General features: G+C 44.5%; 21 protein-coding genes and 1 other annotated feature. Of the genes, 12 read left to right on the plus strand and 9 right to left on the minus strand.

Going from position 1 to position 23,935, the window contains the following annotated elements; translation table 11 throughout:
* Positions 1 to 43: 43 nt before the first annotated feature.
* Together L1028_RS22245 and L1028_RS22250 are read left to right on the plus strand one after the other, a co-directional pair.
* Positions 44 to 1,045 carry a metal-dependent hydrolase gene (locus L1028_RS22245; protein WP_234539789.1) on the plus strand — a complete coding sequence of 334 codons (1,002 nt, stop codon included), beginning with the start codon at positions 44 to 46 and terminating at the stop codon, positions 1,043 to 1,045.
* Between the two features lie 108 nt (positions 1,046 to 1,153).
* Positions 1,154 to 1,342, plus strand: a complete 189-nt coding sequence (locus tag L1028_RS22250) for a hypothetical protein (protein WP_234539791.1) — start codon at positions 1,154 to 1,156, stop codon at positions 1,340 to 1,342.
* 1 nt (position 1,343) lies between these two features.
* On the opposite strand, the gene trpS is transcribed toward L1028_RS22250, so the two are convergent.
* Positions 1,344 to 2,330: a tryptophan--tRNA ligase gene (gene trpS / locus L1028_RS22255; RefSeq protein ID WP_234539793.1), complete on the minus strand. Its 987-nt coding sequence runs from the start codon at positions 2,328 to 2,330 to the stop codon at positions 1,344 to 1,346.
* Between the two features lie 61 nt (positions 2,331 to 2,391).
* Positions 2,392 to 2,632 (minus strand) — a binding site (T-box leader).
* A 134-nt stretch (positions 2,633 to 2,766) separates the two neighbouring features.
* On the opposite strand from trpS, the gene L1028_RS22260 reads away from it, so the two are divergent.
* Positions 2,767 to 3,741, plus strand: a complete 975-nt coding sequence (locus L1028_RS22260; protein ID WP_234539795.1) for an aldose 1-epimerase — start codon at positions 2,767 to 2,769, stop codon at positions 3,739 to 3,741.
* 203 nt (positions 3,742 to 3,944) lie between these two features.
* The gene (locus L1028_RS22265; protein ID WP_042130917.1) at positions 3,945 to 4,175 is read left to right on the plus strand and encodes an alpha/beta-type small acid-soluble spore protein; all 231 of its coding nucleotides are present in this window, start codon (positions 3,945 to 3,947) and stop codon (positions 4,173 to 4,175) included.
* Positions 4,176 to 4,420: 245 nt separating this feature from the next.
* Here the strand turns inward: L1028_RS22265 and L1028_RS22270 are convergent, their stop codons facing one another.
* Both L1028_RS22270 and L1028_RS22275 read right to left on the minus strand, forming a co-directional pair.
* Positions 4,421 to 4,831 (minus strand): O-methyltransferase, encoded by a 411-nt coding sequence (locus tag L1028_RS22270; RefSeq protein ID WP_234539797.1) that lies wholly within the window; start codon positions 4,829 to 4,831, stop codon positions 4,421 to 4,423.
* A 361-nt stretch (positions 4,832 to 5,192) separates the two neighbouring features.
* Complete coding sequence (locus tag L1028_RS22275; protein ID WP_234539799.1) at positions 5,193 to 6,992, minus strand: M3 family oligoendopeptidase; 1,800 nt, start codon at positions 6,990 to 6,992, stop codon at positions 5,193 to 5,195.
* A 118-nt stretch (positions 6,993 to 7,110) separates the two neighbouring features.
* On the opposite strand from L1028_RS22275, the gene L1028_RS22280 reads away from it, so the two are divergent.
* Together L1028_RS22280 and L1028_RS22285 are read left to right on the plus strand one after the other, a co-directional pair.
* Complete coding sequence (locus L1028_RS22280) at positions 7,111 to 7,302, plus strand: YycC family protein (protein ID WP_042130920.1); 192 nt, start codon at positions 7,111 to 7,113, stop codon at positions 7,300 to 7,302.
* Positions 7,299 to 7,529: a hypothetical protein gene (locus tag L1028_RS22285; protein ID WP_234539801.1), complete on the plus strand. Its 231-nt coding sequence runs from the start codon at positions 7,299 to 7,301 to the stop codon at positions 7,527 to 7,529. The genes L1028_RS22280 and L1028_RS22285 overlap by 4 nt, the downstream gene beginning before the upstream one ends.
* Before the next feature lie 91 nt (positions 7,530 to 7,620).
* Here the strand turns inward: L1028_RS22285 and L1028_RS22290 are convergent, their stop codons facing one another.
* Together L1028_RS22290 and L1028_RS22295 are read right to left on the minus strand one after the other, a co-directional pair.
* On the minus strand, positions 7,621 to 8,331 hold the full coding sequence (locus tag L1028_RS22290) for a DUF2225 domain-containing protein (protein WP_234539804.1): 711 nt from the start codon (positions 8,329 to 8,331) through the stop codon (positions 7,621 to 7,623).
* Between the two features lie 36 nt (positions 8,332 to 8,367).
* Entirely contained in the window at positions 8,368 to 8,751 is a 384-nt protein-coding gene (locus tag L1028_RS22295; protein WP_042130923.1) for a globin domain-containing protein, read from the minus strand.
* 412 nt (positions 8,752 to 9,163) lie between these two features.
* Between L1028_RS22295 and ylbJ the strand changes: the two genes are divergently transcribed.
* The 4 genes from ylbJ (at position 9,164) to L1028_RS22315 (ending at position 14,108) form a co-directional block, all read left to right on the plus strand.
* A complete protein-coding gene (gene ylbJ / locus L1028_RS22300; RefSeq protein WP_234539806.1) occupies positions 9,164 to 10,426 on the plus strand; it encodes a sporulation integral membrane protein YlbJ in 1,263 nt (420 codons plus the stop codon).
* Positions 10,427 to 10,502: 76 nt separating this feature from the next.
* A complete protein-coding gene (locus L1028_RS22305; RefSeq protein WP_234539808.1) occupies positions 10,503 to 11,306 on the plus strand; it encodes an NAD kinase in 804 nt (267 codons plus the stop codon).
* Positions 11,307 to 11,463: 157 nt separating this feature from the next.
* Complete coding sequence (locus L1028_RS22310) at positions 11,464 to 12,648, plus strand: copper amine oxidase N-terminal domain-containing protein (RefSeq protein ID WP_234539810.1); 1,185 nt, start codon at positions 11,464 to 11,466, stop codon at positions 12,646 to 12,648.
* Between the two features lie 20 nt (positions 12,649 to 12,668).
* Entirely contained in the window at positions 12,669 to 14,108 is a 1,440-nt protein-coding gene (locus L1028_RS22315) for a S41 family peptidase (protein WP_234539812.1), read from the plus strand.
* 222 nt (positions 14,109 to 14,330) lie between these two features.
* On the opposite strand, the gene L1028_RS22320 is transcribed toward L1028_RS22315, so the two are convergent.
* Both L1028_RS22320 and lipA read right to left on the minus strand, forming a co-directional pair.
* Positions 14,331 to 14,957 carry a YutD family protein gene (locus L1028_RS22320; protein ID WP_234539813.1) on the minus strand — a complete coding sequence of 209 codons (627 nt, stop codon included), beginning with the start codon at positions 14,955 to 14,957 and terminating at the stop codon, positions 14,331 to 14,333.
* Positions 14,958 to 15,308: 351 nt separating this feature from the next.
* Entirely contained in the window at positions 15,309 to 16,214 is a 906-nt protein-coding gene (lipA, locus tag L1028_RS22325; protein ID WP_234539815.1) for a lipoyl synthase, read from the minus strand.
* 255 nt (positions 16,215 to 16,469) lie between these two features.
* On the opposite strand from lipA, the gene L1028_RS22330 reads away from it, so the two are divergent.
* Positions 16,470 to 17,591, plus strand: a complete 1,122-nt coding sequence (locus L1028_RS22330; protein ID WP_234539817.1) for a M23 family metallopeptidase — start codon at positions 16,470 to 16,472, stop codon at positions 17,589 to 17,591.
* Between the two features lie 159 nt (positions 17,592 to 17,750).
* Here the strand turns inward: L1028_RS22330 and L1028_RS22335 are convergent, their stop codons facing one another.
* Positions 17,751 to 19,451: an alpha amylase N-terminal ig-like domain-containing protein gene (locus L1028_RS22335; protein WP_234539819.1), complete on the minus strand. Its 1,701-nt coding sequence runs from the start codon at positions 19,449 to 19,451 to the stop codon at positions 17,751 to 17,753.
* A gap of 121 nt (positions 19,452 to 19,572) precedes the next feature.
* Between L1028_RS22335 and L1028_RS22340 the strand changes: the two genes are divergently transcribed.
* The gene (locus L1028_RS22340) at positions 19,573 to 20,604 is read left to right on the plus strand and encodes a LacI family DNA-binding transcriptional regulator (protein ID WP_234539822.1); all 1,032 of its coding nucleotides are present in this window, start codon (positions 19,573 to 19,575) and stop codon (positions 20,602 to 20,604) included.
* Between the two features lie 124 nt (positions 20,605 to 20,728).
* Here L1028_RS22340 and L1028_RS22345 read toward each other — a convergent pair whose 3' ends face one another.
* Positions 20,729 to 23,734, minus strand: coding sequence for an alpha-amylase family glycosyl hydrolase (locus L1028_RS22345; protein WP_234539824.1), 3,006 nt, complete (start codon positions 23,732 to 23,734; stop codon positions 20,729 to 20,731).
* Positions 23,735 to 23,935: the final 201 nt, after the last annotated feature.

The following is a 23,935-nucleotide window of genomic DNA, read 5'->3' on the forward strand; positions in this document are numbered from 1 at the left end:
ATTATTAATAGAGAACTTCCGAACAACAAAGGAGAACTGACCAATGGATACTGCTACACATTTAGTTATGGGCCTAGGCTTAGCCGGGCTTTCCTTCGTTGATCCCATCGTTGCTTCTGATCCGAAACTGGCTGGGGCTGTTATGCTGGCAACAGTGCTCGCCTCTCAGGCTCCTGATGCTGATACTGCGCTACGACTGAAGGACAATGCGTTGTATATTCGTAATCACCGAGGAATTACACATTCCCTACCCTTTCTAATTCTGTGGCCCGCCCTGATTTCCTTCGTATTAGGGCCCTTATTTGGTTTTACTGATTTACAAGCCCTAAGCCACATCGCACTCTGGAGCTTCATTGGCGTAGGTGTTCACGTATTTTCTGATCTATTTAATACCTATGGCACTCAGGCTGCACGTCCATTCACGGAGAAATGGATTGCATGGAACATCATCCACATTTTTGACCCGTTTATATTTGGTAGCCATATCGCAGCCATCCTTCTCTGGATCACCGGTATCGTTCCACCGCAACCTTTATTTATTACGCTGTATGCCTGTACTATTCTTTATTATATTTGGAGAACCGTCGTTCACGCACGCCTTACGCGTAATATCAAACTCAAGGATTTACATCATAATGCCGGCGAACGTTATATTGTAATCCCTACAATTTCACTAAAGCGCTGGAATGTAGTAAAAGTAAAAAAAGATGGTAGCTATAATGTTGGGCAGTTAGTCAATAATCGACTGGAGTGGTTTAAACATGCTGTATGCTCGAATCATCCCGCTGTGGAGAGATCCAAGTCGCACCCTGATATTCAGTCCTTTCTATACTTCACCTCTTATGCAGTAGCCGAAGTGGAGGAACTTCCTTCAGGATATATGGTACGTTGGGGGGACGTGCGTTATTTACATCGCAAACAATATCCATTTGTGGCTGTATTAGTGATGGACAATCAATATCGGCCTTTAAATACTTATGTGGGTTGGCTTAGCAGCGAGAAGCTCGACAAACGTTTTTCTATTGACCCTGGTTCTTTACGATGAAACTGTAGACTTACGCAGAGATCTATTCTATAATCACAAAAAATCCCGGAGTATTATTATCATACTCCGGGATTCATTTTAGCAGACATAGAAAGGAAGGCTCTCCTAATGGGTAAAGGACTTTCACTTTGGTTCGCTTGTTCTTCTATTCTTATTCTTACTGCCGCTTCAATCGCGATCAGTTATAGCTTTTGGTTGGCACTTCTGCTCGGATTTCTCTGTGTCATGAATATTGGCTGGGGATTTATCCTCAAGGCCAAGATCAGACGCAAGCAGGAAAGCCTAAGCGTTGATTAGATTAACGGGCTGGCAGAAATCCCATTCGCTCTTTAACTCCATTCAGCGTCTCTGTTGCAACAATGCGCGCACGATCAGCACCTTCTGCAAGAATATCTGTGATCGCACCCGAGCTACGAATTTCATTATATCTTTGTTGTAAAGGCTCAAGCGTAGATACAACCACTTCAGCAAGATCCTTCTTAAAGCCGCCATACATTTGCCCTTCATAACGATCGGCAATTTGCGCCAGTGTCATTCCAGAACATTCGGAATAAATACTCATCAAATTACTGATCTCTGGCTTATTAGCTGGATCAAAAATCACTTCACGTCCTGAATCAGTCGTTGCACGGCTGATTTTTTTACGGATTACGTCCGGTGAATCTAACAGAGCAATGTAGCTGCCTGCGTTAGGACTGCTTTTGCTCATTTTTTTGGTGCCATCATCCAGAGACATAATACGTGCACCCACCTCTGGAATGTACGGCTCCGGTATCGTAAAGAATTCGCCAAAACGATTATTGAAGCGGCCAGCTAAATCACGAGTCAGCTCCAAATGTTGTTTCTGATCTTCTCCAACTGGCACAAGATCCGCATTATAAACAAGAATATCTGCTGCCATCAAGGAAGGATAGACGAATAAACCAGCGCCAACAGAATCTTTACCTGATGATTTATCTTTAAACTGGGTCATACGCTCCAGCTCGCCCATTGCTGTAAGTGTCGTCATGATCCAGCCCAGTTCTGCGTGTTGTGGCACATGGGACTGCATATAGACATTAGAACGTATTGGATCAATTCCCGCTGCAATAAAGAGGGCCGCTACGGACTCTGACTGCTCACGCAGTGCCGCAGGATCTTGTGCTACAGTGATCGCATGCATATCGACAACCATGAAGAAACATTGATGATCATCTTGCAGCTTCACAAAATTTTTCAGAGCTCCAATATAGTTCCCCAGTGTAAGTGAACCGCTCGGCTGAATGCCTGACATTACTTTTTTCATAATATAGACCTCCGTTTGATGTCATTTCTAAGTTTCCGAGAACGCAAAAAAAGCCTCATCCGCAAGGGACGTGAGACCGTGGTGCCACCCTTATTCGCTGCTTAATCTTGTCTGAACAAGAAAAAAAACAGCCTTAGTCTTCCGTTAACGGGAAAGATCCGGCCGGTCTACTAGGGCATCTAGCTCCCGTTCAAGCTCGGCGCTCAGGGGTCCATTCATCAGGTTTGTCCTACCGGTTCGCATCAACCACCGGCTTTCTGAAGGAGCAATGCCTGCCTACTTGTCCCCGTCATCACATTATCATCATGAATTAATGCCTTCATCATAGAACCATAAAGAGAAGTTGTCAAATCACTTAACCACTACCGTATAAATCTGTTATGATAAGGTTATCCATGTTCAATTCGATTACAGTTACGATAAAGGAGCATATCTCATGAAACAGGTGACCAAAGGGCAGTGGGGCGGTTATGATACTTATATTTTGCACAGCCGTGAACTGGAAGTCACGCTTTTGCCGCGACTAGGAAATAACGTGATTTCATTGTTTGATGTAAAGAAACAACGGGAAATTCTACGGCAGCCTGATGAAAGCGATCAAGCTTTCTTTATGCAAAAACCTTACCATTTTGGCATGCCGCTATTATTTCCACCCGGAAGAATTCGTAAGGGCCAATTTCAGTTCGAGGGTACAAGTTATCAATTCGACCAGAATACCGCTAATGACAATCATATTCATGGTCTACACCGAACTCAGGCCTGGTGTGTCAGCGATATTGAAGAAGATGAGGATGGTTGCGCGGTCACTACTGAATTCCGAACGGAAGATGATCCACACTGGATGGAGCAATTCCCTATCCCACTTAAATTCGAAATGACGTTTAGGCTTCAGGAAGCCCGGCTTACCCAAACTTTAAAGGTTACAAATCTTGGAGATCATCGAATTCCTTTTGGGATCGGTTATCATACCTGGTTTATGATTGATGGAGAACCTGAGCGCTGGAATCTTAAGCTCCCGGTAAATAGTATTTATGAACTGAACGATGAATTGCTCCCTAGCGGCAATCTAATTCCACTTGGTGATCTGGAAGCCTTGAACACCGGAATGAACATACAGGGAACTAATTTTGATACTGCTCTACGTATAGGAGAAAAACAGCCTGTAGAAGCTTTATTATTACGCGATGATGGTTATGGCCTTCGTTATACTGCCGACGAGAATCTATTCCGTCACTGGGTGCTATATACCAAAGGGCCAGCAGATCAATTTCTGTGCATTGAGCCTTATACGTGGCTCGCCAATGCACCGAATGTATCCGAGGATGCTTCCTTCACAGGTCTTTTAACGATAGAACCCGGTCAGAGTCAGAATCTATCCACCGTGCTGGAAATGATCTATCCTGAGATTTAAAGCAGATATACATTATATCGGTCTTGCCTTGCGATTTCGTAAGGCAAGACCGATTTTTTGTGTGAAATTCCTAATAATAAAGAATTCCTATCCTCACTATTATTTCACTAATAATTACCATCCTTGAAACCTTTCGAAGAGATGCATGAATTAACCTCTTAGCGCTCATACTATCTTCACAACGGGCGAAGGAGGTGACACACATGGGTCAAGCAGGTCAAGGTCGTAGCAGTCGTTCCAATAACCTGGTCGTTCCTCAAGCAACAGCGGCATTGCAACAGTTGAAATATGAAGCAGCACAGGAGCTTGGAGTAACGATCCCAGCTGACGGTTATTACGGGAACTACACTTCTCGCGAAACTGGTTCTCTGGGCGGTTACATCACTAAACGTCTAGTACAACTGGCAGAACAACAACTGTCTGGTCGTCAGTAACAACGTTATCTTAAGTGTTTTATCCGGCTAGGGTATATCAAGCATAAACGCCTTCGGCGTCCTCACTAGGACGCTACGCATTTAAGCGAGAAATATAAGACATAAAGTATTGTGCGAAACTTATACTTTCTTATATTTTAAAAAAGCCTAAAGCCGAGTAGCTTTTGAGCCCTCTTACACTTCTTTCTGAAGTCGTGGGAGGGTTTTTGATTTTCACAATTATTGAAATTTTATGTAAACAACGCTTAACCAAAAAACTTTTCGGAACTTTCAGCATAGGCATTACGAGGCGAACGAATCATTAGATTCGCCATATTATAATTGGACTCCAATGTAGCATCTACAATCACCATTCCCTGTCTAATGGCGAATTCATAAGATATCTCACCATGCGTCCAACGCCGCTTGTATTTCAGACTTTCCAGCGCCATTAGTCGAAAAGAAGACTGCTGTCCATCTGTCATCCCTTCTTTCACATCAGTGAATCCCCCGCTTCGCCCAGAAAGAGGATTATGTCGTATCCCGAATTTTCCGATCATGTTATTTCGTATTTGCACAAAAACCGTACCAGAAGTTAATCCCGATAATTCTTCCTGTAGCTCCTTAAACACCATATCCATCTGTCTCGCTAATGATAGTTGTTCCGTCTTAAGCATTACTTTTCCTCCTAAAAGTTTTGTGAGCATAGCTTCGTTCGAATTCACTTCGCAAAACCGGCTTCGTAAGCGCTTCCTTAGTTTTGCGAGCATAGCCAAGTGGTTTTCTAGCGCGCCTTATATAAGGCTTAAGACTCATTATAGGTTACTAACAAATGGCAAACAACATTATTCGGCAAAATTGGGTTATTATCCCTATAGATGCGCGAAATCCATAGATTATTCGCATATTTCTTTTTATAAATCGTGATTTTTCGACATTTCGCCATTAAAAAAAGCCCCTATATCAGGGGCTTTTGCGTATTCATGCTGAAAAATTATTGTTTTTTCCACCGTTAAATTTGTCTTAGTTTAGACTTTTTCAAACTAATTGCTCCGTCATCTCCAAGAACTCATTAATATCAGCTACAATCAGATCTGTAGCGCCTTGCCAGAAGTCCGGCTTCGTAAGATCCACACCCAGATGCTTAAGTACCAAATCCTCTAAAGTCATCACACCAGTATCTTGCAACAAGCTATCGTATTTGTCTGCAAAGGACGCTCCTTCTTGCAGAGCCAGTCGATACAAGCCTGTGCTGAACATGTAGCCAACGGTGTAAGGGAAGTTATAGAACGGCACATCTGTGATATAAAAGTGCAGTTTAGAAGCCCAGAAATGAGGATGGTATTCCGAAAGCACCCCACAGAAGGCTTCCTTCTGTGCTTCCACCATCAATTCAGACAGCTCCTCAGCATTTACAAGGCCTTCCTTACGTTTCTCATAGAAACGAGTCTCAAACAGGAACCGAGCGTGAATGTTCATAAAGAAGGCCACGCTGTTTTGAATTTTCGTTTCAAGCAGCGCCAGCTTCTCTTCAGCATTGCTAGCCGCTTTAACCTGAGCGTCAGACACAATGACCTCTGCGAAGGTTGAAGCAGTCTCTGCAACGTTCATAGCGTAGTTCTGATTAAATACAGGTTGATCATCCAGCAAATAAGAATGATAAGCATGTCCCAGCTCATGCGCCAAGGTTGAAACATTGGAAGTTGTACCGCTATAAGTCATGAAAATCCGCGATTCCTTACTCTCAGGGAAGGATGTACAGAAACCTCCAGGACGTTTTCCCGGACGATCCTCAACCTCGATCCAGTTATTATCAAAAGCACGCTCTGCAAACTCTGCCATCTTCGGACTAAATTTGCGGAACTGGGTAACGATATCTTTAGCGGCCTGATCATATGGGATTTTACCTGAAGATTTGCCCACTGGCGCTTCGACATCTACCCAGGAGAGAGCATCCAGTCCGAGCAGCTTAGCTTTACGCTGAAGATAGGTCACGAGTGCAGGCTTGCTATTTGTAATCACGTCCCACATCGCATTCAAAGTATCTTGTGACATCCGATTGATGTTCAGCGGATCTTTCAGAATATCTTCCCAACCTCTTCCTTTATAGAGCTTCAGACGGAAGCCTGCTAAGTGATTCAGGGTATCCGCACAGTTATCTGCTGCTTCGGTCCACGCTTCTTCCCATTTACGGAACATGGATTGACGTACTTTCGGATCTGGATCATCCAGCTTGTTAAAAGCTTGACCTGCGGAGAGCAGCTTTGTTCCTTCTTCATCCTCAAAGGGAATCTTAATCGAGCTTACAATCGTATCATAGTGCCCGCTCCATCCATGATATCCGTCAACGGCTAGTTCTAGCGCTAAGCTTTCCAATTCTGGACTCATCTTCTCACGGGCCAAGTCACGACTCTCGCTCAGCACGAACGTTAATGGAGCAATCTCGGGACGTGCCATCCACTCTGTCCATACCTTGTCCGTAGTCTGACGAAGCACATTACTGAATTGTGAGCTAATGCCTTCGAATCCAGCACGCATACTTGTCACTCGAGCCGCCAGTCTTACAGCACCCTTGTCCATTTGATTCTGAGCCCCCAGACAGTCAGCGAAGGAAGAGACCTCAACAAGTCTTCCTGAACAGCTCTGAAGCAGTTCTATAGCCTCGTCCAGCGTCTTTGTAGACTCAACATCCGTTGGAGCTACAGCATTCTTCACCAGACCCTGTAAGGCTGCAATATTTTGCTCAAGATTCTTTAAAAAGCTTTCTAACTCAGAAGACGACGATCCTCCAGGAAATATGGAATCAAGTTCCCAAGTCAGTGATAATGGTTGTTTCATCTCTTCTCACCATTCCTTTGCTCTCATTTGGTTTTCTTTGTAATTGACTTAACACCATGGTAAAGTGAATAACGATACCGGAACATTCATAGCCGATAAACTTTAGGAGGGCATCCATATGAAGCCACTACAAATTTCACCGGAAACAGCCATAACGTTATCCAAGCAACTAGGCGTTCCACTGGAACACTTGATGCATATGCCCCAACATATTTTGCTACAAAAAATAGCTGAGCTATCCAAAAAGCAGAATTCACCGCAAGCTGAGGATGGAAATGAAGAGTCTCCTTCTGGGAAGGATTCACAATGATTCCTTTTAGTCATACCTGGCCTTATGACATTATTTTAGGCGATATGTATGTGCAGTACTGCCCTTTCTGCAACTCGGAGAATGTTCTTCTCCCTATGAAGCCAAAAGAATTGCAAATCGTTCGTGACGGCAAGAAAAAACTACTTGTCTTCCCATGTTGCAGCGCCAGTCCCACAGTTGTAGATAACGACGGAGATTACCTCCTATTCGATCGGTCAGTCCGATAAATAGAGGTCATCTAAATCCCAATCTTACCATTTTTATAAAGCGCAGACGAGAGCATTACTCTCTTCTGCGCTTTTTGTTGTTCGTAAAGCTTTAAGAACCTGAAGGCAATCCATCGGCATCAATATCTACAGCTTCGCCGCGCATTTGCTCTCTTAGCACAACCCACTGCTCCCTGGCAGCTCGAATCATCGCAGCATCCATAATCTTCTGATCATTAATCAGGCGGGAGAACCACATTACAGCCATAGAGAACTCTCCGATGCGCCGGTTAAGTTCGCCGATAAGATACATGAGCCGGGCATCATTGCCAGCTATTCCATCTTTTTCGTACACTTTCACATATTCATCCAATGAATAGCGCAAAAAGCGTTGTTCCTGCTCTGTATTCCCTTGATACCGATACAACCAAGCAATGTGATGAAGCAAACTTGCAATAATTCGATCCTTATCGTTAATACTTTGAGCGCATAGAAGCGCCAGTTTATAGGTCTCAAGTGCAGTTTCCCAGCTTCGTTTTTCCCCAAAGTCACGGCTCTTCCATCGTTTTCCTACCTGTTCATTAAATGCCTTTTGCTGAAGCTCCGTCAGCTTGTCCGCTGAATTTTCTGTAGAGGCAAACCCACAACTCGGGCAGACACGTACAACATAATAATCCGGATTCTCGTTTTTGTAATATGCGCAAAAATCAGCATCGCGGCGAATAGCCTTTTTTAGGCTAGGGCGTACGCGAGAGGTTGAAAATTCATGTTCACAATTGCAACATTTGACCTTTATAGAATATAGGGGTATTAAGTCTGGCAAGTACTCTCATTCCTTTCAGGATCAACCTGTCCCTTATTATTCCTGGGGCATGTTAACAAAATGATGTGCGGGACCCGCAAGGCGACTAAGCACGAAGGAACGTAGCGGCTCTTCTACGCCAGTCTCCACGAGCGCCTCTTTCATACACTGCAACCATTCTTCAGCTCGTTCTGGAGTAATGGGAATATGCATATGCCTTGCTCTCATCATGGGGTGTCCATGCAGTTCTGAATACAGTGGGCCACCGCCAAAAAACTGTGTCAGGAATTGATACTGCTTCTCCAGAACAGGAGAAATGTCTTCAGGAAATAACGGACCCAGCTGCGGGTGAAGCTGCACTTTGGCATAGAACACTTCCACCAATCGATGTAGCGCCTCAGCTCCTCCTAGGTTCTCATATATACTCTCATTTGGATTCATTGAGGTTACCAGCTCTCTTCCATATTAATGAAACGTTTCTTACGTTATTATACCAAAAAAAAGCACGGCTCGGATATCCGTCGAAAGTGCCCCTAAACGGCAGAAAAAAGACGCTAAACTATAGTTTAGCGCCTGGAGGTTATTGTCAGTAGGTCCGAAATTCCTCATCACCTGAAGGGACGAGAGAGACCCGGATCACATATACAAAAGCACAAACGAGAACTCCGGCTACAACGCTCATCGCCATCACTCCATCCCATTTATTCTTGTAACAGAGGGTGCATTTCTTATTTACATAATATCATATTTCAAGCGAAAAAGCACCGATTCATGTAACCGCTTCCTTTATTTTTTTTGTGCTGTTTGTCCTTCTTTTCGCATACATCTAACCATAGATCAGGAGGCGTTAATTATGACTTTTAAAAAGATTGGCGGCCCACTGCTGGGATTAGCATTGGCGGGCTGTATGCTGCTGATGCTGCTTCATCCGGAGGCATCCCTTGGCGCAGCCTTACGAGGCCTGGCCATCTGGTGGGATGTGTTATTCCCCTCCCTATTTCCATTCTTCGTCATATCCGAAATCATGCTAGGCCTAGGAATAGTTCATCTCTTCGGTGCACTGCTTGATCCATTAATGCGTCCTCTTTTTGGTATACCAGGTAGCGGAGGGTTTGTCGCTGCGATGGGATATGTATCAGGATATCCTGTTGGCGCTAAATTAACCGCTAAGCTGCGGGAACAGAATCTGATTAGCAGAGTAGAAGGTGAACGATTAGTAGCTTTCACAACCTCCTCCGATCCAATCTTTCTGTTAGGTGCAGTGTCCGTAGGTTTTTTTCGAGACGCATCGTTGGGGCTCATCCTTGCCCTTGCCCACTATGGGAGCGGTTTGATTGTTGGCTTGCTAATGTCGTTCCATGGACGCAAAGAACAGAGATCCCCATCCCAAGACCCATCCATAACTAGTTCTACTGCCCCTTCTGTTCCAACCAAAAAAGGTTTTCGAAGAATCCATGGAGCACTTCTTGCCATGGAGGAGGCTCGGCGCAAAGATGGACGGAGCTTTGGGGAGCTACTAAAGGGAGCAATCCAGTCCTCGCTAAAGCTTATTATTGTCGTAGGTGGTTTGGTTGTATTCTTCAATGTGCTAATGGAACTGCTAGCCCGTGCCGGTATCCTATCCTCACTCTTTAGCATGACCGGACATCTAGTGTCCCTTGTAGGTGGTCCTCCAGAGCTTGCCCAGGCCCTCATTAGCGGATTCTTTGAGGTGACTATCGGTGCCCGTTCAGCAGGTGAAGCCGCAGCTTCCATCCCGCTTCAGTTCAAGGTAGCGGCAGCTGCCTTCATTCTCTCTTGGGGCGGATTATCTGTACATGCCCAGGTGGCAAGTATTCTGAACGGTACCGGGCTGCGGTATCTGCCATTTTTGACTGCACGTCTAATTCACGCCATACTCGCGTCAGGATTGGTCTTGCTGCTCTGGAACCCTGTGATGGACACAGGACTGTCTACCGCATGGGTATCATTACCAGCCTCTGTTGCCTTTACCCCTTCTGCCTCAGGGATCACGGCAAGCCTCGCCCTGCTGAGCGTATTATTAACTGCTGCACTTCTAGCCTCACTGCTTATCCCTGTATTCATGGCAATGATTCGATGGGTACGGCGAAGTTGATTAACATATTGTGTTCCGGGTCAAGATTGATTATGATCGGTGTATGACTGAATTATACAAAAGGAGCCTGTACATCTTGAGATATTATGTTCTGGACCGCGGTGATGAACTATCAATCAAACTTGCCGAGCAGTTTCACAAGCTGGCGGCGGAGCGGGACCTGCAACTGGATGCCGAGTCTCCCGAAATCGTCATCTCTATTGGCGGAGACGGCACAATGCTGCACGCTTTTCATACCTTTATCGATCAAATCCCCAATCTAGCCTTCGTAGGTGTGCACACAGGACACTTAGGCTTCTATGCGGACTGGCAAGCGGAAGAGCTGCCCACCTTAATCGACTACATGTGCGGAACCGAGGATTCAGAGCCTCAGAAACCTCGTATCGTGAAATATCCGTTACTTGAGCTGGAAATTCACAAGAAATCCGGTTCTTCGTCCCACATTGCCCTAAATGAATTTACCCTTAAAGGAGTAGATGGAACTATAATGATTCAAGTTGACATCAATGATGTTACCTTCGAAATGTTCCGGGGTGATGGACTTTGTATTTCAACTCCTTCTGGTAGCACGGCCTATAACAAGAGCCTTGGGGGAGCCATGGTTCACCCATCTATAGAAGCGCTGCAGATTGCTGAAATCGCCTCAATTAACAACCGTGTATTTCGAACAATGGGGTCGCCATTACTACTGCCGAAGCATCACCATTGCGATATTCTTTCATGTAAGGATCAGCGCTTACTACTCACGATAGATCATAACAATATCCCAGTAGATGATCTGATTTCAGTACGCTGCCAAGTATCGGAGAAGAAGGTCAGTTTCGCCAGGTACCGTCCTTTTCCGTTCTGGAACCGTGTTCGTGAAGCTTTTTTAGTTTAAGATTAACCTTCGATCCAACGATTTTCAGTGGCTGGAGATATCCATTTCTCCAGCTTTTTTGTGTGACAAAACTAACACCAACTGATAGACTGAGAGAGAAGCCAAATGGTATAATGAGGCTATTTTACAAAGAGTTACATAAAAGGAGAGAGTACTGTTGAAAAAATTTTTATCCCTCTTTAGCATAAGTCTACTGGCCCTCATACTTGCGGTCCCGGCTTTTGCAGCATCGAAACCAATTGATGTTTATATTAACGGAAGTAAGGTTTCCTTCACCGCTGGATCCCCATACTTAGCGAACAATTCTGTACTTGTACCTTTCCGGGTTGTCTTTGAGAAGCTTGGACTTCAAGTTCTCTGGGATGCCAAAACTGGAACGGTAACAGGTAAAAGTTCAAATCTTGCGATTACCCTCAAAATAGGCAGTAACCGCGCTACTGTTAACGGAACCGTTAAAAAACTAACCACAGCACCAGTTTCCTCAGCTGGCACTACATACATCCCTTTGCGTTTTATCGCCGAGGCAACCGGGGGCACAGCTGTCTGGAATTCTACCAGTAGAAGTGTACAAATTACTACTCCTGTCTCCAAAGGTAAGGACGAAGCAGCCATTTCAGCATTAATCCGTTTGTCTAATCAGTATTTCAATGAAGAAAAAGCAACTAGCTTCTACTCCCTTATGGATTCGGAGTACTCTTACACGGAATCAGTGGCCGAACTCAATGAATCTTTTAAAGCTTTTGACATAAAGAATACTATTGATAGCTTGGAAATCCTCGACATTAAAGCTGATGAAGCCACTGTGTATACGCTTGAAAGTTCTCGCAGAATAGGTGGGGCTTATACTCCAGATACAGAGAATGAATACGTATATACCCTGGTCCGCAAGAACGGAAGCTGGAAGATCTCATCCGTGGAATCCCAAAGCTCGACCGTTCTCCTTACTCGTGAACATGGTCTAAAACCAGCAGCCAACATCCCTCAAAACGATGCGGATGCCATCAAAGATACTATTAACAAGTATTATCAAGCAATGAACGAACAGAATCCTACAGCAGTTCTTTCCACGATGACTTCATACGGAGAAGAATATGATTCCTCTCTCAAGGCAGATTTGGATGATTTCTTTGCTTCGTATGATATTACCTATACTCCAGGCATTTCAAATATTTATTATTACAGTGCCAAACAAGCTGCTATATATGTAGAAAGCAAAGACAAGGAAGCTAGTGAAGAGGAGACCTATGAGCAGGGCCTTATCTATATTCTATCCAAGTCGGATACTGGTGTATGGACAATCGATGACACATATAACGTCTACAATAAACTTGTGAAATCCTAATAAAAAGGGTGTTTGATTCCATGAAATCCAAAAAAGTAATAAGTGCACTGTTAACTAGCTGTCTAGCTTTATCTATTACATTTGCTCCACTGGCTTCCGCTGCAGATGCCGCTAAAGCTTCCACAGACAACAGTGATCTTATTAATGAAGTAATGAAGCTATTGGAGAACTATAACCTTTCAGATGTAGATAAAGATATTTTGATTCGCGGAGCAATTGACGGCATGGTGAACACACTGGATGATCCATACAGCCAATACTTCAATTCCGAGGAAGCGGCGCAATTTGAACATGCGGTTGATCTCGAATACGTTGGCATTGGTGTTAAACTTCAATATACGCCAACAGAGCTCTACATCGAAGAAATCTCTCCAGGTTCTTCTGCTGAAAAGGCAGGCTTGAAACGCGGCGATACGATTCTCAAAATCAACGGAATACCTGTTGACGAAACGGATGATTCGGAACTGAATGGAGCCGCAGGCACTAAGGTCACCCTGTTGATCCTCAGAAATGGTGTCACAAAATCTTATGTTGTCACCCGAAATGAATTGAACTCAACTTCCGTTTTTGGAACCCTCATGGGTCCGAAAATTGCCTATATTTCGCTAAGTGGTTTCACACAGAATTCTGATGAAGAATTTGCCGCTATGCTGAAGAAGATGCGTGCAGCGGGAATGAAATCCATGGTGCTTGATTTACGTGATAACTTGGGTGGCTACATGGAGTCGGCATACAACATTGCCTCTAGTTTTATGGATAAAGGCATCATGATGTATACCTCTGATCAAAGTGGCGCGTTAACTCCTGTAACGATTACTAGTGGCAGCAAAATCGGTGTGCCCGTCGTAATTCTAACCAACGAATACACTGCAAGTGCGTCAGAAGCTCTTACGGGCGCTCTAAGTGACAACAAGCTGGCTACTGTTGTAGGCACTCGTTCTTACGGCAAAGCGCGTATTCAAAGCCTACTTACGGTGTCTAATGGCGACATGCTGAAATTGACCACGCAGAAATATTTAACACCTAAAAAAGAAGATTTTAATCACATCGGTCTCGCACCGGATATTGAGGTAAAAGGCAAAACTGCACAGCTGATTACCGCCCTGCAGATTGCTGGAATGAAGACTTTAGAAGTCACCGGAGATCATCATATCTTAAATATCAATGGCGTTCCTTTTGCTGGTAATGTTGGTCTTGTGAAGCAGGGTGATAAAACTTATGCTTCATCGCTTGTGCTGGCTGCGCTTGTCGAGGGCGAGATTACCTGGGATGCCAAGAACAAGAAGGTCATCGTAAAGAGCGGAACAGGTTCGTCCACCGGCTTTACGCTTTCCTCCAAAGAGGCGCTAACCCAGAGTGGTGAGACCTACATTGAATTAAATGCCTTTAAGAAGAAGTTTCCGGCACTAGTGTGGAGTTACAATGCTACACAGAAGCAGTTGAAATTATCTATAAAATAATCCATAAGAAAAGGCAGCAATTCCCCCAGAAATGGGGGTTTGCTGCCTTTTTGTACGATATCCATTTCTGACAAGCAAAACAGCCTTAGGCGTCCCAAATGGACGGTAAGCATTTTTGCGAGAAATATAAGGATAATGTATAGCGTGAAACTTATACATTCTTATATTTAGAAAAAAGCTGTCTCATTCGTAGAAGGACTCTACTTATGGTCAGCTTTCATCTTATGATTGTGGATTTTCTATGTTTTGTGTGTTTTGTGTATTTTGTGTGTTTTGGTTATTTTGAGGCTTCTGTGTGTTTTGGGGCTTTTGGGATTGACCTTGTGGTGGTCTGCTTTGAAATTCTTTTTTGGATTTCTTCCCTTGCGAGTCCTTACCCCGGTGATTTCGGCTTTGATGTTCTCTCAAAGGTTTATCCTTAGCAGAAGTCATCTCTTTAAATGCAGCAGATGAATTCGAACTTTGCTTAGATGATGCTTCTTTAGAGGAGAACTCCTTATCTATAGCCGCTCCATCATTCTCTTCAGCTTCTAGCTCCGAATCTTCTTCCTCACTCGGCTCTGGTATTTCTTTGATCAGAATATCCTTGAACAAACCTTCTTGTGGTACCTCTTTTAACTTATGCAACACAAAATATGCGCAACCAAAATTGCAATATTCATTAATATAATCGACCATACCAGAAATCGCTGTATCCCGATTCACCTTTGGGTGGTTGTCCCGATAAAAACCTTTCAAACGCAGCTGACTGTAACCCCAGTCACCAATAATGTAGTCGTATCTCTCCAGCACTTCACTATATCTTCCGCGAAACGCCTCCGGATTCCAACCATCCTTATGATCTAACATTAGTTCGTAGCCTTTTCCGCCTATAACGATCAAACCTTTTGTCGCCTGCCTTTCTTTGGGGGTCTTTACGTTGATTATGCCGTCATTTCCGAGAAATATTGGGCTTTCGGTCGCTGTTGTTGATTAATTTCTTTTATTTGAACCGCATCAGCGCGGTTGAAATAAATCAACAGTGTATGCTTACGATGCTAGCTTTCCTTCGGAAAGCTTTCAGGCGAACGCTAACGCTCCTACAGCTCCAACATTTCTCTCCATGACTCAAATCAACGGTTTTTATGTGTGTAGCCTAAGCGCGGAGGGCTTCAGATCGCTCCGCTCCTTCTGCCCCCTGCTACCTTGAAAAATAAAAAATTAACTAGAAGAAACCGCACGATCCTCACGAGCTTGAGCGGCAGATTTCACCTGCTCATGCGCACGATAAGAGCTGCGAACAAGCGGGGCTGATTCCACATGGCTAAAGCCACGCTTCAATCCCTCTTCCTTAAGCAGCGCAAATTCCTCTGGTGGATAATATTTCTCCACATTCAAATGCTTTGGAGAAGGCTGCAAGTATTGTCCTAAAGTCAATATATCACAATTTACGGCTCGTAAATCATCCATTGCTTGTAAAATCTCATCCCACTCTTCACCGACTCCAAGCATAATGCTTGATTTGGTAGGAATATCCGGTTTCATTTCCTTGGCTCTGCGCAGCAGTTCCATCGAACGGCGATACTTCGCTTTAGCCCGTACACGATCAGACATCCGTTCCACCGTCTCGATATTATGGTTAAGAATGTCCGGATTACTGTTCATAACAATCTCTAGACTATTCCGTTCTCCCAGGAAATCTGGAATCAATACTTCAACACTACATAACGGAAGGCGTTTACGGATTGCCGCTACCGTCTCAGCAAAAATCTGAGCCCCACCATCCGCAAGATCATCACGGGCCACACTGGTCACCACGCAATGGCGAAGATTCATTCCCTCTGCAGCTTCTGCTACACGTTCAGGCTCCTGCAGGTCCAGCTCTGTCGGCAACCCTGTATTCACAGCACAGAAACGGCATGCGCGTGTACATATATCACCAAGAATCATAAAGGTAGCCGTTCGATTTGCCCAGCATTCATAAATATTCGGACACCTAGCTTCTTCACACACGGTATGTAAAGTTTTAGAACGCATCATGCTCTTGATTTCCTGATAGTTATCGCCGGTAGTAAGCTTGATTCTAATCCAATCCGGCTTAGGCTGCTTTGCTGTTTCATTCGTCAAAATAATAAACCCCGCTTCCTCCTGAATGTGTTGCTGTAGATGAAAGATGCTGCCTCATATTATACCATGTGCGCTTTACAATTGCCTGTTTTTGTGAAATATGCAGGGCAGCAAGACTTCGATTCCGGCGAAGAATTTACTGGTACCTTTAGACAAGAACGGATAAAAAGTAGCCTTTTGCTTCAATCTATAATAAAAGCTTCATCCGAAGTGCCTATATTCAATTCTAAGCCCGGACAAAAGGAGGCTCTTATCTTGCTGGCCCTATTTAAGAATAATAATAACCGGAGAACTATGTTATGCCTGTCCGCGGCTGCTATTCTTTGGGGTGGTTTAGGCCTTCCCGTTCCAGCAGCTGCAGTACAGGCTATAGTCCAACCGGTGGAAAGCAGCGGCAATCCTGTTAATGCTAGCAAGGAATCTATATGGTCTGCCCGTAGGGGAATTTATGATCAACTGAGTGCAGCCACTGGAATCCCTTGGTTTAGATTCGCAGCCATTGATCAATATGAACGCACCATCGCCAAAAAAGGGGCTTCAGACAAACCCGTCACCAACCGTCTTACAGGAATCATGATTCCAGCACCCGTATGGTCCGGTCCGCTCAACCCGGATCAGGAGGATACTTCTCCTGAATCCATCACTTTCTTTAACGGCTTCGGCCGTGATGGCTCAGGAGATGGAATCGCCGATCCAGGGAATGATGCTGATGTTCTATATAGTATGGCTAGACACTTGCAGAAATATGGTGATTCAGCTAATGATTTCAACATTGGCATTTGGGAGTATTATCACAATGGCCGTGCCTCTCAGCGCATAGCTCAGTTCGCCAAGCTATATGAACATTTTGGGCGGCTTGACCTATCAGGTAATGCTTTTCCACTTCCCTTAAGTAATTCTTATTCTTATCGTAGCACTTGGGGAACCGGCAGAAGCTGGGGTGGGGCACGTATCCACGAAGGGACTGACCTCTTTGCACCGCAAGGTATGCCGGTACGCAGCACCTGCTTTGGCTTAGTGGAAACTAAAGGCTGGAACCGCTACGGTGGCTGGAGAATTGGAATTCGAGATATCGAGAACCGTTACCATTATTACGCCCATTTATCCGGGTATAACAAATCCATTTCTCGTGGAGATATCGTCTCACCAGGTGAAATCATTGGCTGGGTTGGCAGCTCAGGTTACGGAAACCCAGGAACACAAGGGAAATTCCCGCCACATCTACATTTTGGCATCTACCGTGACCGAGGGATTACTGAATGGGCTTTTGACCCTTTTCCGTTGCTAAAACAATGGGAGAATCAGGAGTATAGAGACTTAAAGAATAAAAATAAAAAAAGTGCTACAAACAAGGAAAAACGCCTTCAGCATCCCTAAAGGACGTAAGCGTTTATGCGAGAAATATAAGGATAATGTATAGCGTAAAACTTATACTTCCTTATAGTTTAAAAAGGAAACGGCTTCGCCCTCCTTTGGAGATGATACCCGTTTCTTGATGAATAAGGCCCCTCCTTTGGAGAGAGGCCTTATTCTATTTTAGTACAACATTAAACAGCCAAAAGGTTCAATGCTCACTATAAGCTTGTTAGTACTTTTAAAAGTAGCTCCTGACAGTAAATCGGTTAGCAAATCCTTATCCGAACGATAGGCATCAAGCTCAAGCTCGTACACGTTCGGAGAATTATTGATAATTAAACCTATCTTTTCTTGACCCATACCCCGCGTATAACCGAAAGCATTACGGACTTCATCCGTGAACCAAGGACGAAACTTACCTTTTCGTAGAATATCACAGCTTTTTCTTAGGAAAATCAGTTCTTGATACCACTTCAGCAGCGCTGTGTTTTGAGCTTGCTCTTGCCATACCATAGCTTTTCTACAGTGAGGGTCCGTAGCTCCTTCCATCCCAACCTCATCCCCATAATAGATCATTGGAATACCGATATAGGTCATCTGAAAAAAAACTGCCAACCTCATGCGCTGTATTGCCGTACTCTCGCGGTCCCAGCCACGTCCCCCCTCCTTACATGCTGTAAGAAAACGCAACGTATCATGACTTCCAATCAATTGAAACATAGCCGAATTTGCCTGGTCATTATACAATGCCTCCTGATGGAGTACTTGCTCCATAAAGCGATCTGGCCCTGTTGACTGCTCTGCAAAGAATTCCAGCACGGCATCCCGAAGTACATAATTCATGCCACCATCGAATTGATCCCCTCTAAGCCAAGGCCCAGAAGCATGCATTATCTCTCCGATGAGTAGAATTCCAGGAAAATCAGACTTGAGCTCTTGCCGAAACCGGGACCAAAAAGCGGGGTTGACCTCATTCGCTACATCAAGACGCCAGCCGTCGATCGCTGTCTCACGAATCCAATACTTAGCAACCTCTATCATATATTTAGCCGTGTCAGGATGATCCATATTCAGCTTAGGCATATGCGCTTCAGCTTTAGCGAATGTCTCATAATTCGGGGCAGGCGTCTGTGTAACGGGAAAAGAACGAATAAAGAACCAATCTTTATATGGAGACTGCTCGCCTTTTTCCATCACATCTTTAAAAGCAAAAAATTGATCTCCCGAATGATTAAACACGGCATCCAAAATGACCTTAATTCCATGACGATGCGCCTCACTGACTAGCGTCTTCAATCCATCCACATCACCAAATGCAGGGTCGATCTTATAATAATCGGAGGTGTTATATTTATGCTCGGAAGGAGACTCAAATACAGGCGTCATGTAAATAGTGTTCACACCAAGCTGCTGTAGATAAGGTATTTTGTCCGTAATGCCTTTTAGAGTTCCACCATTGTAGCTGCTAGGATAAATTTGATAGGTCACCGCATCCTGGCTCCATAAAGGTAACTTCAAGGCCTCAGAATGGTGGAGGTATGCATATTGAAAAGAACCTGCACGTTCCCGATTCTCTGACGCGCCCCTCTCTCCATACCAGACATACTGCCCCGCAGCATTCGCTATATGGAATAGATATCTGCTTCTTCTAGTGCTGGTCTGAATAATTGCTTCATGAATCTCATAAATACCGGCCGACCCAATCCGCTCCATCTGCAAAGGGACTTCTTGCCCCGGAGAATCATAACGATCCGAGTGGATTACGGTACAGGATAATTGCTGTCCTGCTTGTGTAAATAATCTGAGCTTCAGGGTCCCTGTACCTACAGGATAGGCAAATGGATCTTCACTTGTATGATATACAAACCATGATTGAGGCATAACTTATGGACTCCTTCTATACTTTTATCGATCTATCTATCTGTTCATACATCATTAGAGAGACTGCTAAATTTGTGTTATTATGGTTACAAATACCGTTTTCAAGTTATGAGGGACGACGATGAAAGTAACGATTTCTGATATTGCTAAAGCAGCCAATGTGGCAAAATCTACTGTATCTAAAGTACTAAATGATTCCCCAAAAATATCACAGGAAACGAAACAAAAGGTTCGAGAGATTATGAAGCAAATGAACTACACGCCAAGCAGTATCGCTACTGGGTTAGCTAGACAAAGCAGCTGCAATATTGGCCTACTGGTCGATATGTCTAAAGAAAGTGAGTTTCTGAACCAATTCTTCTACAACATTATTGGTGGAATCGAGAGCGTAATTGCACCTTTAAAATACGAGCTGACTATTTCCAATGTGCAACATAACAGTCCAGAAGGCCATTTTTTAAATAGGCTTGTCTTTAGCAAACGTGTCGACGGTATTATTGCCAACAACTCCGTGCTGACTGAAGAGCTATCTGAAGCACTGAATCAACTGGAGTTTCCTTACATCTCCATTGGAGAGATTATGACCCCCGGGAGTTGGGTTGATTTCGATAATGAAACAGGCGGCAACATGCTGACCGAGCATCTCATCGAACAAGGTTATTCAAAGACAGCCTTCATAGGCGGGCAACAGCAAGAAAAAATTTATACCCATCGCCTAGGTGGATACTTAAATGCATTACAGCAGGCTGACCTTACCGTTCCTCAGCCATGGATCATTAACTGCAAGGCTGAGGAACATGATAGCTATCATGCTGCACTTGAGCTTTTGCAGCGTGAAGAACGGCCAGACTCAGTAGTATGCATGAATAGTTATGTAGCTTTTGGGGTGCTTCAAGCCGCAAAAGCACTCGGAATTGATGTTCCATCTGAACTCGGCATCGCCGCTTTCGATGATTATCCGCTGTCCCGTTATACAACACCTCCTTTAACTTCGCTTAATATCGATACGTTCAAGCTGGGTGTATCCTCAGGGCAGCTGCTGATGGAGCGCATTCGTGGCAATGATGCGCCCCACAAGCATTTGCTACTAGAGCCAGAACTAATTCCTCGTGAATCCACGATGAGAACTAGATTCTCTGGAGCAACTTCGTAATTGGACGACTTTTCTATTGTATCTTCTGCAATGAAAATGCTTCGTACTACTTACCAAGGAGCGGCCCCACACGGGGGCCGCTCCTTGTCATGTAAAAGGTATCATCATCCACTCGAATAACAACTTATAGATCTTTCCAACGCTGCACGGTCAGGTTCACTGTTTGTGCGCCGCCTGCTGGAGTAAGCGTTCGATTGGAAATGTCCGATCCGTTCGAGTTTACCTCCACATTAGTCCAAGCGCCCCGCGTAACTTTATATTGCACCGCTGTTCCTGCTGGTAAACTCAGTGTGATGGAATACACTCCATCACTACCTTTAGTCAGTTGATAGGCTGGATCCGCTGCATTCCAGGTGTTGAAGGTACCGGTAAGATACACAGGTCCGCTCGCCGGAGTAGACGCTGGAGCATTTACACGGAACGTCACACTGTCTGCTTGAGGTTCCCCTGCGCTGATACTTCCGTTTACCAGGCTCCAGGTTCCAGCATCAAAATGGTAATTACTGCTGCCGTTGTTATCCCATGTACCACTGCCATTATTAAAGGCTGCGGTCAGTCCGGCTGCAGTGCCCAGCTGAATTGTGATCGACTTATATCCTGGGAAAGAAGAAGCTTGAAGCTGTTCACCAGGAGCCGTCGTCCAGACTGTCGCCCCATCCAGCTTGTAATGAATGTAAGAGCTGCTATAAGCCGTATTCTTATAATAGATCGTTGCAGTATTGCCAGTCGGTGTAGTCGTTGGTGTTGGAGTTACTGTCGGCGTTGGTGTTGGTGTTGGTGTTGGTGTTACCGTTGGCGTTGGTGTTGGGGTTACTGTCGGCGTAGTTGTCGGTGTTACTGTTGGTGTTGACGTTGGTGTCGGTGTCGGTGTCGGTGTCGGTGTTACCGTTGGCGTTGGTGTCGGTGTCACTGGTCCACCCGATGTAATACTTCCTGTTGGCGTATAAGTCCAGGTTCCAGTACCGAATAGATAGTTGCTCCCCCCGTTACTGTCCCATGTGCCACTGCCGTTGTTAAAGCATGCTTCAAGCTGGCTGGCGGAGCCGATATTAATCGTTATTTTGTTGTATCCGGCTATATCAGATACAGGTATAGCCACACCCGGTGCTGTCGTCCATGTACCTCCTACTGGGCGATAATGAATATAAGGCGAGGTATAACCCTGCTTATAGTAAATCGTGACACTGTTCCCTGCCGGTGTTGTAATAGACGCAATCGCACTAAGAAGAGATAGATTACCTGCGGCATCAAATGCTTTTACCGTGTAGTTATAGGTAGTGCTAGCGGATAAACCATTGTCCGTATAGGAAGTGGTTGCCGTTGTGCCTACCTTGACACCATTACGATAAACTTCATATCCAGTTACGCCTACGTTGTCGGTAGAAGCCGTCCAGCTAATCAAAGCGCTAGATGCATTCTGAACCGTTGCCGTTACATTGGTCGGAGTAGTTGGAGGAACTGTTTCTGATGGTTGTTGTTGTTTCGCATAGATTTTGGCTGAATTCGCACCTACAGTTACAGTAATTTGCTTTCCAGTTACTCCGCCTGATTGTACAGTCACTGTATCTGCAGTATTCAGCTGATTATACAAAACTGTTCCTGCGGTCAAACTACTCTCAGCGCGCAGTGGGATGGTTACCGTTTGCGAACCGTTAGATTGATTACTGAATACAGAGATAGCTTCTTGACCTTGATTAGTTCCACTGTCAATACGACGTGAGAAGGCATATAAGTTCTGTGCAGCCCACATTTCACGTTGAGTACCTGTACGTAGCGCTGGGTTATTTTTACGAATCTCATTAAGTTTGGCTACGTGCTTGAAGGTGCTGGCATTTTCATTAAAATAGTTCTCAATCACGTTTCCGCTTGCATCCCGCTTCATCATTGACCAACGGTTCCAAGTATCAGCAATACCGCCTGTCATGATCTGACTGTTGCCATTGCCTTTGTTCTGCTCTGTCCCTTGGAAGACAACCGGTGTTCCACGAACTGTAAAAATAAAGGTCAAAGCATTCTGCAGCTTATCAACGCTTCCCCCGGCTTCCGTTAGAAAACGGTTGCGGTCATGATTGTCGATAAAGGTAACCATGTGATTGGCATTCCCGTTGTAGTAGGAATCCTGTGCCAAGGTGCTTTTGATATTGGACTCAAAGGACTGTCCATAAGCAAAGCTGTTAAGTACGGAGAAGAACATTGGGAAATCGAGCATGCCCCATTCCTTATTGTTTCCGACCCAACGTGAGACAAATTCAGCATTACCGTCGAAATTTTCGCCAAATGTATTAACGCCCAGATAATTTTGTAGTTCACCAATATCTGTTGGCTTCATTAGCTTGGCAGCATCCACACGCGCACCGTCAGCGCCTGTATAATCAAACCACCCTTTGATGGAATCGAATATCGCCTGCTTAGCCGCAGGAACATCGAAATCAATGTCATCTAGCCCGCCCAAATCATGATTCTCTAAGTGATCCTGCGCCCACTGATCATATCTTCCATCCGCTAGTGACCAGTTAATATCTCCATTATGGTGGTACCATGCTGGATTATTGAACGGAGCCACTGGCTGTAATGATGGGATATCATAATAAGCTTGGGAACCTAGCATATAATCACCGATGTGGTTTGGCACTACGTCAATCACTACTTTGATGCCAAGCGCATGTGCGGAATCCACAAGCTCCTTCAGCTTCTCCTTCGTTCCGAAGTATGGATTGGCAGCGTTAGGGTTCTTAACGTTGTATCCGTGATAGGCTGTATTTTTACCGGTACCATTGTTTTCCCGGTTAGTCATTTGTGGCTCAGCCACTGGGGAAATCCAAATCGCGGTATAGCCCATATTTTTAATATATGATAGCTTATCGATAATCCCCTGCCAGTCTCCGCCTTTCATATAACGGAAATCTTCCTCAGAGTTTTCTCCATAGCGAATTGCCGCACCAGTAGCATTGTTGGAAGTATCTCCATCATTAAATCGATCAACCATAATCTGATAAATAGTGTCGTTCTCATTAATCGTGCCGATGCTGGCCGCTTCAGCCTTTTGCGGTGTTAAGACAAACAAATTAATCACGGTAGAAAGAAGAATAGATGTAATTAGAACGGGTACATACCATAACCTACGTTTCATTGCGTGCATCTCCCTCTCTTATTAAAGCGTATTCATAACACTCTAAAACCTACTTTTCTTGATTAAAAACCAAGCCCGCCCAGTGATGTCTCTAATGTTTTTTAACGTCTTCAACACAAAAAACAAATAATTTAGGGAAACCGGTTTCCCAACTAAAAATTACCATGATTTTGAATGCGTTGTCAAGCTATAAAAAATAAA

The organism is Paenibacillus pseudetheri, from assembly GCF_924513355.1.
Classification (GTDB): domain Bacteria; phylum Bacillota; class Bacilli; order Paenibacillales; family Paenibacillaceae; genus Paenibacillus_AQ; species Paenibacillus_AQ pseudetheri.

Bases quoted from the DNA above. Each gene is read 5' to 3' on its own strand.
- L1028_RS22280 (WP_042130920.1), top strand. From the start codon at position 7,111: ATGAAGCCACTACAAATTTCACCGGAAACAGCCATAACGTTATCCAAG.
- L1028_RS22250 (WP_234539791.1), top strand. From the start codon at position 1,154: ATGGGTAAAGGACTTTCACTTTGGTTCGCTTGTTCTTCTATTCTTATT.
- L1028_RS22320 (WP_234539813.1), bottom strand. From the start codon at position 14,957: ATGTTAGATCATAAGGATGGTTGGAATCCGGAGGCGTTTCGCGGAAGA.
- L1028_RS22275 (WP_234539799.1), bottom strand. From the start codon at position 6,992: ATGAAACAACCATTATCACTGACTTGGGAACTTGATTCCATATTTCCT.
- L1028_RS22245 (WP_234539789.1), top strand. From the start codon at position 44: ATGGATACTGCTACACATTTAGTTATGGGCCTAGGCTTAGCCGGGCTT.
- L1028_RS22315 (WP_234539812.1), top strand. From the start codon at position 12,669: ATGAAATCCAAAAAAGTAATAAGTGCACTGTTAACTAGCTGTCTAGCT.
- ylbJ (WP_234539806.1), top strand. From the start codon at position 9,164: ATGACTTTTAAAAAGATTGGCGGCCCACTGCTGGGATTAGCATTGGCG.
- L1028_RS22295 (WP_042130923.1), bottom strand. From the start codon at position 8,751: ATGAATCCAAATGAGAGTATATATGAGAACCTAGGAGGAGCTGAGGCG.
- L1028_RS22345 (WP_234539824.1), bottom strand. From the start codon at position 23,734: ATGAAACGTAGGTTATGGTATGTACCCGTTCTAATTACATCTATTCTT.
- L1028_RS22285 (WP_234539801.1), top strand. From the start codon at position 7,299: ATGATTCCTTTTAGTCATACCTGGCCTTATGACATTATTTTAGGCGAT.
- L1028_RS22340 (WP_234539822.1), top strand. From the start codon at position 19,573: ATGAAAGTAACGATTTCTGATATTGCTAAAGCAGCCAATGTGGCAAAA.
- trpS (WP_234539793.1), bottom strand. From the start codon at position 2,330: ATGAAAAAAGTAATGTCAGGCATTCAGCCGAGCGGTTCACTTACACTG.
- L1028_RS22265 (WP_042130917.1), top strand. From the start codon at position 3,945: ATGGGTCAAGCAGGTCAAGGTCGTAGCAGTCGTTCCAATAACCTGGTC.
- L1028_RS22260 (WP_234539795.1), top strand. From the start codon at position 2,767: ATGAAACAGGTGACCAAAGGGCAGTGGGGCGGTTATGATACTTATATT.
- L1028_RS22335 (WP_234539819.1), bottom strand. From the start codon at position 19,451: ATGCCTCAATCATGGTTTGTATATCATACAAGTGAAGATCCATTTGCC.
- L1028_RS22270 (WP_234539797.1), bottom strand. From the start codon at position 4,831: ATGCTTAAGACGGAACAACTATCATTAGCGAGACAGATGGATATGGTG.